The sequence below is a fragment of the Pseudomonas sp. MH9.3 genome, assembly GCF_034354675.1.
Lineage (GTDB): Bacteria > Pseudomonadota > Gammaproteobacteria > Pseudomonadales > Pseudomonadaceae > Aquipseudomonas.
In genome coordinates this window covers 4,917,550-4,929,627 of sequence record NZ_CP133785.1, presented here as the reverse complement: position 1 = coordinate 4,929,627, position 12,078 = coordinate 4,917,550, and the positions used below count along the sequence as shown (strand labels likewise).

The window sequence follows — 12,078 nt, the reverse complement described above, 5'->3', positions numbered from 1 at the left end:
CCAATTGCCTGCTCGAGACGCAGCTTTGCATGGGGATTTCGCGGTAACCACCCTTGGCGTCGTAGACCCTCTCAAGGAGGTCGACCTTGACGAAAGCGGTGGACCACCTGCTTGAGATAGCTGCTTTGTCCGGCATCCAGGCAGTCGTAGACCCCTCCCACATGGATCTGCGGGCTGGCCTGGGTCAATGGCGCAAACAACAGGGCGCCGCCGAGCATCCAGAGACGTGTCATCGCTGCAAACCCTTAAGGTGGAAGGGGGGAGCACCTGCTCTCCCCCGATGGATCTGCGCTGTTATCTCAAGGCACGCCCATGACCAGCACACCACTGCCGCTGATGGATCCAGCGGCCGGGAAGGCACTGCTGCTGCGAACCAGCGCGAAGGTCACATCATCGCCGCCCACGCTGTTGGTGATACGCGTAAGAAAAGACCCGTTGACCGGAACCGCTACGCCCGCGCGCACCATGGCCGTGCCTACGTTCGGAGCGCTCATGGCCAACAGACGGGCATCGAACGACGACCGCGTGCCCTTATAGGTAATGGTGATGGGCGAGTTCACTCCGCCGTCCGGGCAGGCGTAGGTGAGCCTGCGGTTGCTGACAATGGTGGTGGACAGCGGATCGGTCCCGATGGCGCGCTGCGGGACGTTGCCGAAGTTGATCTCGATCGGGGCGTTGTTGTTGATGGTGCAGGTGGACGGCGAGATGTCGAAGTTGTTGGCCGCGGTGTAGAGGACGCTCAATTGCGGCTGACTGGAATCCCAATTGTTCGAACTGGTGAGACGCAACATGCCGAGGTTATCACCGACGCGCACGTTGATCGGGTTGGCCGGAAAGTTACGCACCAGAATATAAGGGCTGACGTTGATCGGATACGTCTGTTTGTCATTGGGCAGGGTCGCGACCAGGATGCCCGATGGGACCGGGGAGTTAAAGAACCCGCCGTTGATACGCAGTCCCGTGCCATGGCCGGTGAACTTGGGACCGGGGGTCCACGGCGCGCCCGATGAATTGCCCGTTCGCCAATAGTCCTGGCCCCAGGCGGGACCCTGTCCAGGGGAGTATCGGCATTCCAGCCGTGCGCCTTCGAGCAGGATGCGCGTGCGGTCGGCGCTGAGGGTGACCGCCACCGGAACCTGCATGTTCGGGTTACCCGTAAACCAGGCGCCGCCATTGATCCGACAATCGACGGCCTGTGCGGTCGTGCTGATGCCCACCAGGAGCAGAAGCACGAGGGCGCTTTTGAGTGTTTTCATTTTCATTTCTCGTTGCTTACTCAACCCGGTACGGTCAGCGCAAACATTTCGCTTGCTGAGCCTGCCAGGAAGAGACGGGGTTATGAGTTCAAGTGCTTCAGGGCACGCCCATCACCAGCACACCACTGCCGCTGATGGCGCCCGCTGTGGGTATCGAGCCGTCGCGGCGCACCAGCGAGAACGTGACGTCATCGCCGCCGACACTGTTGGTGATGCGCGTGTGAAACAAGCCGTTGACCGGGACGGGAGTCCCCGCGTGGACCATGGCAGTGCCAACGTCCGGGTTGCTCATCAGCAGCAGGCGCGAATCGAACGACGAGCGGGTGCCCCGGTAAGTAATGGTGATGGGCGAGTTGATCCCACCGTCCGGACAGGAATAGGTCAACCGGCGGTTGCTGACAGTGGTGCTTGTCAACGGATCGGTACCGATCGAGCGCTGGTGCACGGTCCCGAAATCGACCGTAATCGCGTTGTTATTGTTGATGGTGCAGGTTGACGGCGAGACCTCGAAATTGTTGGCGGCGGTGTAAGTCACGGTAAGTAGCGCCACCTGGGAGTCGTAATTGTTTGTTGCGGTGAGACGCAACAGGCCGAGGTTGTCCCCGATGCGAACATTGATCGGGTTGGTCGGGCTGTTGCGCATCACGATATAGGGCGTGATGTTGATCGGATAACCCATACCGTTGTTAGGCATCGTGGCCAGATGAATACCGCTCGGAACCGGCGTGTTGTAGAACGACGCATTGATGCGTAATCCGGTTCCTTCTCCGGCAAATTTGGGTCCGGGCGACCAGGGCGTGCCTGCCACACTGCCCGAGCGCCAGTAGTCCTCGCCCCATGCCGGGCCACCAGGGGTAAAGCGGCATTCGAGCCTGGCGCCTTCCATCAGGATCCGCGTGCGGTCGGAGCTCAGAGTAACCGTCACGGGCACCTGCAGGTCGGGGTTGCCGTTGACCCAGGGTCCGCCATTGACCCGGCAATCCACAGCCTGCGCGGTGGTCGTAACGCCAATCAGTGCCAGGAGCACAATGACTGCGTGCATCTGCTTCATCTTGATCTCTCTTTATTCTTCGACCCAGGCAGGCCGCGGGAGCTAGGGGTAGTCCAGGGTAAACGTGGACGTCACGGTGTACGCGCCATGCCCGATGGTCTGGTCGCTGATAGCCTTGGGCTCACCCTGCACGTAGGCCTTCAGTTCGATCACATTGGCGCCGTTGGTCAGCACCTGTTCGTCGCTGGTGGCGTTCAATGGCAGTGGCTTGCTGGCCGGTGTCTCAAGGCCCACGCCGATACCCGACGCCCCGCTGCCACTGTCCAGTGCAAGCAACCCGGGCAGCTCGCGGTTTTCCCGGCCGCCGAAGGTGATGGTGACCGTGTTGCCGACGCTGGTGTCGCAGTCCTCCAGGTGCAGCCTGAAGCCCTTCCCCACCGAACGCGTGTTGAGGTAGAGGTACTTGCTGGTCAGGTCCCAGAGTTCCAGGGAGATCGCCTCGTCGCCGGGGCGGATCGTGCAGGCCTCTTCCACCAGGTTGCCCTTGAAGCTGAGGTTGTCTGCTGCCTGCGCTGTGGGCAACAGGCCGCACGCGAGCAGCAGCGCCAGCCCAGCCTTTTCAACAATTGGATGTCGCATAGACCCACTCCTACTCGTATTCGGCCAACAGCGTGGCCACCGCCGTAAACCTGGCGGGTGCCAGAATCGCGCCGGGCTGCTGCACCGGGACGACTTCAAGAGTCGGCGGCGATGACAGGCTGATGTCCATCGGCGCATTCAGCGCAAACGGCTGGTTGTTCTGGAACACCCGAATACCCAGGGCCGGCACATTGGTCTGCACCGCCGCCGTATCAAACCCGGTGGGCGTGCCCTTGATGCTCAAGCGCAGTTCCCAGGGCAGCGTGTCAGTGCCGCAACTGATGGTGTAGCCGAGCCCGCGGCGGTATTTCACGCCGTCGATGCGCTTGATCCCGACATCGCCAAAATCGACCTCAATGGTGTTGCCCGCATCGATGGTGCATGGCGGCGGCTCGTTGAGCGTTCCGCTGAACGTCAAGTTGGCCGAGGCGCCATTGCACAGGCCGAGGGTGCACAGGGCGAGCAAGGCTCGCGGCGGCCAACCAGTCATGGATCGTTTTTCTTTTTGCGTACTCATTGGTAATCCACCACCAGTGTGGCGGCGGCATCGAATGCGCCGCCCGTGAGTCGGCTGCCCGCGCGTTTGACAGGCACCGCCTGCACCTGCGGGAAGTTGGGGTGGGTGAAATTCACCCGGGTATTCAACGGCCAGTCGCCGCCATTGACGAACAGCTTGACCCCAAGATCCGCCTTGCGGGTCGAGAGCACGCGTGTGTCGAACGCGGCCCCGGAGCCCTTGAGTTCCAGGGTCAGCGCATTGCTGAACGGCGAGTCGCAGGTGACGGTGTACGGCACGTTGCGCCGGTAATTCACGCCGTCCACCCGTGAGGTTTGCAGGTCATTGCCGAACGGCACATCCAGCGTGCCGCCGCCATTGATCACGCACGGCGGCGGCGCGATGATCGTTGCGCGGATGATCAGGTTGGTGTCGGCTTGCACACCCTGGCTGACTGCCCACAGCAGGCAGCCTCCCGCCAGCATGGCGCCAGCGCCGGTTAACTTAGCCATTGTTCTGCCCTTACTCATAATTGAGCCTGAAATCCACTACAGCCCTGAACGCGCCGCTGCTCAACGGCGCAGCGGTTCGCGTTGGCCGAACCTGCCAGGTGCGCGTGCTGTTACCCATCGGCAGTAACAAGGGTTCACCCCGTTGCCCCAATTGCACATCGCGGCCCAGCGCATCGGTCAATTGCAGGCCCATTCCGCTGATGCCCTGCACCTTGACCAGGCGTGGATCATCGGCATCGGCGGGCGCAACGAACGCCACCGACACCACCGGTTGAAAAGCGCTCCAGGTCAGGTTGCCGGTTCGTTCACTGCGGATGCTGCCTTCGCGGCGCTGGCAATCTAGGAACCGCAGTTGAAAGGCCTTGGCGGGCGCTTGATCGCCAGGCCGCTGCAACTGGCTGGTCGACACCGCGCCCAGGTCGACTGTCTGGTGCATCGAGCTCATCTCCAGACTGCAAGGGGCCTCGTGCATGGACCCGAGAATGTTCAACATCCCGTGCATGCCCTCGACATCCTCGGCCTGCGCGCCTCCCGCAAAGGCCAGTAACAGCCCGCCCAGCACCTTGATACGTTGCGACTTCATGACGTTCTCCAGCGGCAGGCATTACTGAGTGGGCGTTGACGCTTGCACGTCGACCGTGCACGTGTTGCCGGTGCAGGTGAAGGCCAGCACCGGGCGGCCGCCGTAGTCATTCACATAGGCCAGGTAAGGCGCATTGCCCAGCGACTGAGCCGTCGGCCCCAGGGCCAGTGCGCCTTTTGGCGGCACCATCAGCGGCTCGAAACCGGGCAGGGTTTTACCCTCCTTGGTGCTGCGTGCATCCACCAGCGTCACGTAATACGGCGTCGGGTTGTTGACCTTGTAATGCTCGCCTTCGCGGGTCAGGGTCAGCTTTTGCTGCCAGGGGTTGGACAAGTCCTGCTGGCTGGGCGTGATCGCTTGCGGCCGGTAGAACAGCTTGATCCGGGTCTGCAGGGCGATCTGCAGGGTGTTGGCCTTTTCGCTGCGTGGCGGAATCTCGCGCAGGTTGAAGTAGTAGACCGTCTCGCGGTCCTGGGGCAGCAATTTGGCCGCCGGCAGCGCCTGCACTTTCACCTGGCTCTGCTTGCCCGGTTCCAGGCGTTGCACCGGTGGCAGCACGATCAGCGGCGAGGTGATCTTGTTACCGCTCTCATCTTCGATCCAGCCCTGGGCCAGGTAGGGCAGCTGGGTATTGTTGTTGGTGATATTGACGCTGGTGGCCTCCTTGCCGCCGTCGAAAATCACGCGGGTGCGGTCCAGGCCAACGGCGGCGAAGGCGCTGTTGCTCAAGGCCAGTAACGCCAGGGCCAGCAGGGTGAAACGCGTAGTGAGCATCATGTGGCGGTGTTCTCCATGTCGAGGTGCTTCCCGGGCAGCGCGGCTGGCTCGGGCGAGGATTGTTCAGCGGCTACCGGGCGGCAGCCGAGTTGCAGGGCATCGGTCAAACCATCGTCGGGCAGGACGTCGGGCAGCGTGAGGATGCAGCGCTCGCGTCCGCCCCAACTGACGATCATCAACTCCCCGAGCTGGATGCCGCTGAGGTAGACATTGCCGTCGTCATTGACGATGCCGGTGTCCTGCTGCTTGACGTTTTTTACCGTGGCGCCGAACGGCGGTGCGCTGCCATCGGCCAGGCGTAACACTGCCATCGCCTTGGCTCCGGCAATCACGTCCAGGGATCGGTAGCCGATGGCCCCTTCGGTAAGCGTCAGTTGAGTGACCGACTGCATGGCTTCGACGTTGCTCGGCAAGCGTTCGAGATCGACACTCACCGCCGTGCGCTGATAGCTGCTGATATCGGAAATCACTGCTTTGCCGAACGCATTGCTGCGCGTCGGCGAGCCGTAGCCGCGCACCGGTACATCGGGCACACCACCGGTGTCGACCATCAGCCGCGTGCCGCCAGTGCTGCCGGTACGGTGCAGCGCAGCGCCCTGTGCCGTGAGCGTGCCACCGCCGCGAGCCGATACGCTGAGGGTGCGGTAATCGCCTTCCTGCGTGCTGGCGCTGAGGTCGATGTCGGCCTGATCGCCCGTGTGGCTCAGGTACGCACTGGCCGAACGGTTGCTGGCACTCAACTGGTAGCTGTTGCGCTCGTCGAGGCGGTCGCTGTAGCGCGATGAAAAGGTGTTGCTGCCACCCGCCCGGCTGGAATCCAGCGACAGGGTGCCGGTGCGCCCCAGCGGCAGGCTCACCGTGAGCGCCATGCCATTGTCCTGGTGCTGGTATTCCTGGCTGCGGTACAGGTTCAGCGACAGGCTCATGTTCTTGACGCTGCCCACGTTGAAGTAGCGCGACAGCGACAGGTTCCAGCGCTGGGTGTCCGGCCGGCTCCAGTAGGTCTGCTTGTTGTAGCTGGCATAGACCGTAGCGCCAAGATCACGAAACTGCTTGTTGACCGTGACCGTGTACAGCGCCTTGCTGCCGCCGATCGGCTTCCAGCTCTCGACGTATTCACCGTGTTCGTTGAGTGTGCCGCGTCCGCCTGCGCGCTCGCCGTTCAACCCGTAATGGCGGGCGTCCAGGTATTCGCTCATGCTCAGGAAGTTCTTCTCGGAGAAGCGGTAACCGGCGAACGTCACCTGGCTGTCGTACTCCTCGAAGTTCTTGGAATATTGCAGGCGGTAGGATTTGCCCGTCAGCGTATCGCCCCAGAGTTGGGTGTGGGACTGCGTGACGTCCACCGACACAGCGCCGAAGGCCAGCAGGTCGCGACCGGCCCCGACGGACAGCGCGCGATAATTGTTGTCCGTCATGCCGCCGCCAAACAGCGACCAGCCGTTGCTGACGCCCCAGGAGAATTCCCCGGTGCCGAACATGTTGCCGTCAGAGCCGTAATGAAGGTTGGTCGGTCGCCCGGCCGCCAGCTTGTACCGCACCTGCCCGGGCCGCGTCAGGTAAGGCACGCCGGCGGTATCGACCTTGAAGTTGTGCACAGAACCGTCCTGCTCTTCAACCCGCACATCCAGCGAACCCGTCACCGCATCGTGAAGATCCTGGATACGAAACGGGCCGGCGGCCACCAGGGTTTCATAGAGCACGCGGCCCTTCTGGCTGATGATGACCTTGGCATTGGTCTTGGCCACCCCGACCACTTCGGGGGCATAACCGCGCAGGTTTGGCGGCAACTGACTCTGATCCGAATTGAGCGACGCCCCGGTAAAGCGGAAGCTGTCGAACAGGTCCGAATACAGGTAGTCCTCGCCCACCACCAGGCGCGCCTTCAGTGCAGGAATGGCGCGATACGCGTAGAAACGACTCCATTCCAGCGTCTGATTGCCATACGCGCCTTCGTTGGCGCGCTCGACCCGACCCTGCCAATCGGCGCGCACGCGCCAGGCCCCGGCATTGGCGCCGACGGTACCGTTGCCACTCAGGTTGTTTCGGGTGCCGTCGTTTCTCCGGTAGTTGGACTGTGCCGTCAGGTTGTAGTCCACCAACAGCCCTGGAACGCCTTCGTCCCAACGCGCGGGCGGGTCCCAGTTGATGGTGCTGTACTCAAGGTAGGCATGGGGCAGACTGATGCTCAGCGTGGAGGTGGCCAGGTCGCCACTGACTTCCATACCGGGCAGGCTTTGCGGATCCAGGCACTCGCCGCCTTTCCACCAGGTGAACTTGGCCACTGCGGCCGCTTTGAGGCCCAACTGCTCGACAAGGCTTGCGGATAAACAGGCCTGGCTTCCCTTCGGATCATCATCCGGTGCATGGAACGTCACCGATTGCTCAGGAATAGACTGGCCATTCAACTGCACGACCATCGGGTAGGTACCCGGCAGGATAAACCCGCTGCGGGCAAACCGAGACAAGTCGATATTGGTGCGATCACTCAGATCAAGAACGTCGGTATTGAACTCGATGTCCCCAGCCCCGAGCGCTGTTCCTGCCAGTGTCATCAACCCGCCAAAGAGACTGGGGCGAAGCGTATTTCTGACCTTCGACGTATTCCACATGCAAGCAACCCATCATTCTTCAAAAGTATTCCAACTTGAACCGCACAGCGGCACGATGAGGCCCGACAACTATCGGGCGCCCGTTACCCACCAGACGAAGCGTGAAGTGCAGGGTCATGTCGCCCTCAACCAAGGGTTTGCGCGGCATGGCTTCACCTGGAACGCTGCCGTGGCCGTCCGCATCGGTGATATCCAGCGCAACGCCCTGGGATTCGCCAAACAACGCAAAGGAGCGCCCGTCCATGTCGCTGGCACCGTCGAACATCACACGCAGGTGCTCCCAATCCGGCAGGCTCCCGCCGGGGCGGAATGGATCGGGGCGACTCAACGAACAATTGACCAGGCGCAGCTCGAAGGGATGAGGGTCCCCCTGCGTATTGCGCAACAGGCGACCGACAGGCTCGGGCGGCATTTCAATGGTTTGATCACGACTGGCCAGTTCCAGCCCGCAGGCCGAGTCCATCACCTGCCCCCCCAATGTGACGATCCCTTCGCCCTGGGACGCTGCGATGCCAAGGCTGGTGAAACTCATCAGGGAGCAGGCGACAGCGAGACTTATGAATGTTTTCACCTTTATCTCCCGCCAGATTCCCCCGCCGCACCCGGTGCGGCGGGGGAACAGACTTACTGGTAAGCCAGGGTGAAGTTGGTGACGGCGCTGAAATCACCCGGAATGATCGGGTCGGTGGCGGCGCCTTTCACGTAGGCACCGAATTCCAGGGTGTTGTCACCCGTGCTGATGATCTGCGGCGCAGTAGGCTTGCCCAGCTCAACCAGGCTGCCGCCGTGGCTCATCATGATGCCCACGCCGCCGGCGCTGCCGACGGTACCGATCGCACCCGGTACGACAGTCGACGGTGCTGCGGTGAAGGTGGTGGTTACGGTGTTGTCGGTGAGGCCGGACAAGTCGCAGCCTTCGAGTTTGATCAGGACTTGCCGAGGGTTGGATTGACCTCCCGACTGCAACTGATGCTTGGCGATCGCGCCCAGCGGAATGGTTTGATCGACGGACTCAGGCTTGATGGAGCAGGCGCCCGAATGCACTGAACCGGTGAACGTTACTGTTCCGTCAGCCGCCTGAACAGACGCCGAACCTGCCAACAAACCGATAGCCAACAGCGCGGTTTTCATTTTGGTTTTCATATTGCACATATCCATCTAATAAAAATGCCAGTAAGAGAGCCCGGCCCCGCTGCCCGCGAACTACGGGCGTTGAGGACCAGTGACACGGAAAGGCTTCCGTGTTTTCCAACAAGTTGCATTGACAACAGGACGCTCGATTAGCGCCGGAGAAGTATCCCGAGTTACTTGTGTGAAGTAAGCAGGCGCTTTCGCTTACTCGAGTAGTCGAAAGTCAATACAACTTATGGGAAAAAACTGGCACTTTGCCAAAACTTTGAATTCGACTGTAAGAAATGGACTACTTGAAGTTTTCGAGAACTATTAGTGTCTATCAGCGACTGTAAGAACGGTATTACAAGTTGCACTAAGATGAACTAAACAACGCGTATCCAGATATGAACGCGCCTAGAAGGCTGCGTGACCGTCCGTCAGCACGGCTTGCTTCCGTTTCAAGATATATCTTAAGTTGTATCTAACCATGACGGAGAGCAGACACATGAAAGAGCATCATCATCCTCCCCACCACGACAGCCGCGACGGCTTTGAAAGACGCCCGGGCCGCGAACGCGGGGGCCGAGGCCCCCGCGTGTTTGCACCGGGTGACCTGAAACTGCTGCTGCCGGCGCTGATCGCCGAGCAGCCGTGCCACGGCTACGACCTGATCCGCCGCATCGAGGGCCTGTTCGACGGTGCCTACAGCCCGAGCCCCGGCGTGATCTACCCGACCCTGACCTTTCTCGAAGAGAGCGAATTGATCAGCGGCGACGCCGAAGGCGGGAAAAAACGCTACACAATCACCGACGCCGGTCGTCTCTTCATAAGCGAGCAGGCGGTGGCCCTGGACGGGGTGCGCATGCGCATCGACGTGAGCAAGCGCTCGCTGCGTGGCCAGGACCGCCCGCCGCAGATCCACGAGGCGGTGCACAACGTGCGTCATGCCCTGCACTCACACCACGGGCGCTGGAGCCCGGAAGAAATCGAACGTGTCGCGGCGCTGCTCAATCGCACCGCGCAAGCCATTGCCGACGGGAAGGACCAATGAATACCCAAGCCATCCATCGCGTGACCCATGAAATCAAACGCCGTCGCCTCGAGGTGCTGCGCGTGATCGACATCACCCCGCGCATGCGCCGCATCACCCTCGGCGGGCCCGAGCTGGCGGGTTTTGTAAGCCTGGGCAGCGACGATCACATCAAACTGCTGTTTGCGCAGAACGCCGCCGAACAGGCCGCACTGGAAAGCCCGACGTTCAGCGTCAAGGGCGACGGCCCGCAACCGGCCATGCGCGACTACACACCACGGCGCATTGACCTGGACATTGGTGAATTGGATATCGACTTCGTACTGCACGGCGATGGCCCTGCGTCCACCTGGGCCGAGCAGGTCAAGGTCGGCCAGCACCTGCATATCGGCGGGCCACGGGGTTCGATGATCGTGCCGGATATCTTCGACAGCTACCTGCTGATCGGCGATGAAACTGCGCTGCCGGCCATTGGCCGACGCCTTGAAGAACTGCCGGCCGGGCGCCAGGTGCTGGCGGTGATTGAAATCGAGAATGAAGCGGAGCAGCAGGCCCTGCAGAGTGCGGCGGACGTACGAGTGATCTGGGTCATACGTGGCCGCGATGACTTGTTGGATACGGTGCAGCAGCTGACGCTGCCGGATGGCTCGCTGTACTGCTTCGTCGCCACGGAATCCAGACTATCGCGCCAGCTGCGCCGCGTGCTGCTGGACACACATCAGGTCAACGAAGAGTTCCTCAAGGCCGCCGGCTACTGGCGCGCGGAAGGCAGCGACGAAGCCTGAGCCCGCCCCTGTGAAAGACTCGACATGTCATTGTGTGGCGAGCGGACTGGCCCTAATGCCGTTCAGTTAAGGAAATTTTGTGGGCTTATTGTGGCGAGCGGGCTTGCCCCGCGTTGGGGTGCGAAGCGCCCCCAATCGAGCAAAACGCGATGTACCTGATACGGCTCAGCGCCTGGCTTTGGGGCTGCTGCGCAGCCCAACGCAGGACAAGCCTGCTCGCCACAGGGGAGCTGCGCTTAACTGAACGGCATTAGGGCTTGCCACAACAAGCCCGCGCATCACAACACGCTGGTTGCCTGAGATAGCGCCTGCTGCTGCCCATCAGTTCGCGCAAGTCTTCGCATACTTGCCCAGCCCCACCATGACCAGCGCGACCAACACAAACCCCAGCAGAATGCCTGCGGCATTCACAAACACCTGTGGATAACCCAGCGTGCCCACGTCGATGAACGGGTACTGATACTGTCCCAGCAAATCCCCGCGCAGCAGCACATAGCCGAAGTACACCAGCGGGTAGATCACCCACCCCGCAATGTGCTTGAAACGCAATGAGTCCTTGGGCACGCAGCGCCACCAGTAGATGAAGAACAGCAGCGGCATCACGTCGTGCAGCAGTTCATCGGCAATGAACTGAAAGCCTTGCGGGCTCCATAAATGCCGCAATAGCAGGTTGTAAGCCAGGCTCACGAAGACGATGCTCACGGCGACCCCACTGCTGACCCTGGGCGCCAGGAAAAAACCTTTGGCGGCGCCACTCCGAGGTACCAGCGCATAGCTCAGCACCACCACCGCCAGGGTATTGGTGAGCACCGTGAAGAAACTGAAAAAATTGACCAGCCCACCCAACAGGCTGGCGCCGGTCTCCCAGCGCGAATGGAAAATCAGGTACTGCTGAATCGCCAGCCCTACCCACCCGGCCAACGCCGCCGCCGCAATGAAACGCTTCATCGGCTCAATCCAGCGGGCGTTTGGTGCGCATCAGTTTGACGTACAACCCTTCGACTTTCTCCCGCGCCCACGGCGTTTTACGCAGGAACGTCAGGCTCGACTTGATGCTCGGGTCACTCTTGAAACAGCGCACATCGATGCGTTCTGCAAGGCCCGACCATTCGTAGTGTTCCACCAGGGTAGTGAGGACGTGTTGCAGGGTCACGCCATGCAGAGGGTCGTTGTGTGTTGCGGTCATGCGGGGCCTATCAGGGAAATGATCACGAGGGTGTACACCTTACCACCGCGCCGATCCAGGTAAAAAAGTTCCCCTTCCCGGCGAAAAAAGAGATGTTA

General features: G+C 61.4%; 15 protein-coding genes. 2 read left to right on the top strand and 13 right to left on the bottom strand.

Annotated elements, in window-relative coordinates; all coding sequences use genetic code 11:
- Positions 1–71 precede the first annotated feature (71 nt).
- The 11 genes from RHM60_RS21920 to RHM60_RS21870 form a co-directional block, all read right to left on the bottom strand.
- Complete coding sequence (locus RHM60_RS21920) at positions 72–233, bottom strand: hypothetical protein (RefSeq protein WP_322212780.1); 162 nt, start codon at positions 231–233, stop codon at positions 72–74.
- A gap of 66 nt (positions 234–299) precedes the next feature.
- Complete coding sequence (locus RHM60_RS21915; RefSeq protein ID WP_322214653.1) at positions 300–1,262, bottom strand: fimbrial protein; 963 nt, start codon at positions 1,260–1,262, stop codon at positions 300–302.
- 91 nt (positions 1,263–1,353) lie between these two features.
- Entirely contained in the window at positions 1,354–2,307 is a 954-nt protein-coding gene (locus RHM60_RS21910) for a fimbrial protein (protein ID WP_322212779.1), read from the bottom strand.
- A gap of 42 nt (positions 2,308–2,349) precedes the next feature.
- Positions 2,350–2,886, bottom strand: coding sequence for a fimbrial protein (locus tag RHM60_RS21905; RefSeq protein WP_209989157.1), 537 nt, complete (start codon positions 2,884–2,886; stop codon positions 2,350–2,352).
- A 10-nt stretch (positions 2,887–2,896) separates the two neighbouring features.
- Positions 2,897–3,376, bottom strand: coding sequence for a fimbrial protein (locus RHM60_RS21900; protein WP_322212778.1), 480 nt, complete (start codon positions 3,374–3,376; stop codon positions 2,897–2,899).
- A gap of 23 nt (positions 3,377–3,399) precedes the next feature.
- Positions 3,400–3,894, bottom strand: coding sequence for a fimbrial protein (locus tag RHM60_RS21895; RefSeq protein ID WP_209989150.1), 495 nt, complete (start codon positions 3,892–3,894; stop codon positions 3,400–3,402).
- Positions 3,895–3,904: 10 nt separating this feature from the next.
- Positions 3,905–4,477, bottom strand: coding sequence for a fimbrial protein (locus RHM60_RS21890; protein WP_209989145.1), 573 nt, complete (start codon positions 4,475–4,477; stop codon positions 3,905–3,907).
- 21 nt (positions 4,478–4,498) lie between these two features.
- Positions 4,499–5,254, bottom strand: a complete 756-nt coding sequence (locus RHM60_RS21885) for a fimbria/pilus periplasmic chaperone (RefSeq protein ID WP_322212777.1) — start codon at positions 5,252–5,254, stop codon at positions 4,499–4,501.
- Positions 5,251–7,866: an outer membrane usher protein gene (locus RHM60_RS21880; RefSeq protein ID WP_322212776.1), complete on the bottom strand. Its 2,616-nt coding sequence runs from the start codon at positions 7,864–7,866 to the stop codon at positions 5,251–5,253. Before RHM60_RS21880 ends, RHM60_RS21885 begins: the two co-directional genes overlap by 4 nt.
- 19 nt (positions 7,867–7,885) lie before the next feature.
- On the bottom strand, positions 7,886–8,437 hold the full coding sequence (locus RHM60_RS21875; RefSeq protein ID WP_209989137.1) for a fimbrial protein: 552 nt from the start codon (positions 8,435–8,437) through the stop codon (positions 7,886–7,888).
- 53 nt (positions 8,438–8,490) lie between these two features.
- Positions 8,491–9,009, bottom strand: a complete 519-nt coding sequence (locus RHM60_RS21870) for a fimbrial protein (RefSeq protein ID WP_209989134.1) — start codon at positions 9,007–9,009, stop codon at positions 8,491–8,493.
- A gap of 475 nt (positions 9,010–9,484) precedes the next feature.
- On the opposite strand from RHM60_RS21870, the gene RHM60_RS21865 reads away from it, so the two are divergent.
- Together RHM60_RS21865 and RHM60_RS21860 are read left to right on the top strand one after the other, a co-directional pair.
- Positions 9,485–10,030, top strand: coding sequence for a PadR family transcriptional regulator (locus tag RHM60_RS21865; RefSeq protein ID WP_322212775.1), 546 nt, complete (start codon positions 9,485–9,487; stop codon positions 10,028–10,030).
- Entirely contained in the window at positions 10,027–10,794 is a 768-nt protein-coding gene (locus RHM60_RS21860) for a siderophore-interacting protein (protein WP_322212773.1), read from the top strand. Before RHM60_RS21865 ends, RHM60_RS21860 begins: the two co-directional genes overlap by 4 nt.
- A gap of 321 nt (positions 10,795–11,115) precedes the next feature.
- Here the strand turns inward: RHM60_RS21860 and RHM60_RS21855 are convergent, their stop codons facing one another.
- Both RHM60_RS21855 and RHM60_RS21850 read right to left on the bottom strand, forming a co-directional pair.
- Positions 11,116–11,742, bottom strand: coding sequence for a Pr6Pr family membrane protein (locus RHM60_RS21855; protein WP_209989125.1), 627 nt, complete (start codon positions 11,740–11,742; stop codon positions 11,116–11,118).
- 4 nt (positions 11,743–11,746) lie between these two features.
- The gene (locus RHM60_RS21850; RefSeq protein ID WP_015371321.1) at positions 11,747–11,980 is read right to left on the bottom strand and encodes a VF530 family DNA-binding protein; all 234 of its coding nucleotides are present in this window, start codon (positions 11,978–11,980) and stop codon (positions 11,747–11,749) included.
- Positions 11,981–12,078 lie beyond the last annotated feature (98 nt).

Excerpts from the sequence above, each read along its gene's own strand:
- RHM60_RS21920 (WP_322212780.1), bottom strand. The coding sequence starts at position 233 with ATGACACGTCTCTGGATGCTCGGCGGCGCCCTGTTGTTTGCGCCATTG.
- RHM60_RS21915 (WP_322214653.1), bottom strand. The coding sequence starts at position 1,262 with ATGAAAATGAAAACACTCAAAAGCGCCCTCGTGCTTCTGCTCCTGGTG.
- RHM60_RS21910 (WP_322212779.1), bottom strand. The coding sequence starts at position 2,307 with ATGAAGCAGATGCACGCAGTCATTGTGCTCCTGGCACTGATTGGCGTT.
- RHM60_RS21905 (WP_209989157.1), bottom strand. The coding sequence starts at position 2,886 with ATGCGACATCCAATTGTTGAAAAGGCTGGGCTGGCGCTGCTGCTCGCG.
- RHM60_RS21900 (WP_322212778.1), bottom strand. The coding sequence starts at position 3,376 with ATGACTGGTTGGCCGCCGCGAGCCTTGCTCGCCCTGTGCACCCTCGGC.
- RHM60_RS21895 (WP_209989150.1), bottom strand. The coding sequence starts at position 3,894 with ATGGCTAAGTTAACCGGCGCTGGCGCCATGCTGGCGGGAGGCTGCCTG.
- RHM60_RS21890 (WP_209989145.1), bottom strand. The coding sequence starts at position 4,477 with ATGAAGTCGCAACGTATCAAGGTGCTGGGCGGGCTGTTACTGGCCTTT.
- RHM60_RS21885 (WP_322212777.1), bottom strand. The coding sequence starts at position 5,254 with ATGATGCTCACTACGCGTTTCACCCTGCTGGCCCTGGCGTTACTGGCC.
- RHM60_RS21880 (WP_322212776.1), bottom strand. The coding sequence starts at position 7,866 with ATGTGGAATACGTCGAAGGTCAGAAATACGCTTCGCCCCAGTCTCTTT.
- RHM60_RS21870 (WP_209989134.1), bottom strand. The coding sequence starts at position 9,009 with ATGAAAACCAAAATGAAAACCGCGCTGTTGGCTATCGGTTTGTTGGCA.
- RHM60_RS21865 (WP_322212775.1), top strand. The coding sequence starts at position 9,485 with ATGAAAGAGCATCATCATCCTCCCCACCACGACAGCCGCGACGGCTTT.
- RHM60_RS21860 (WP_322212773.1), top strand. The coding sequence starts at position 10,027 with ATGAATACCCAAGCCATCCATCGCGTGACCCATGAAATCAAACGCCGT.
- RHM60_RS21855 (WP_209989125.1), bottom strand. The coding sequence starts at position 11,742 with ATGAAGCGTTTCATTGCGGCGGCGGCGTTGGCCGGGTGGGTAGGGCTG.
- RHM60_RS21850 (WP_015371321.1), bottom strand. The coding sequence starts at position 11,980 with ATGACCGCAACACACAACGACCCTCTGCATGGCGTGACCCTGCAACAC.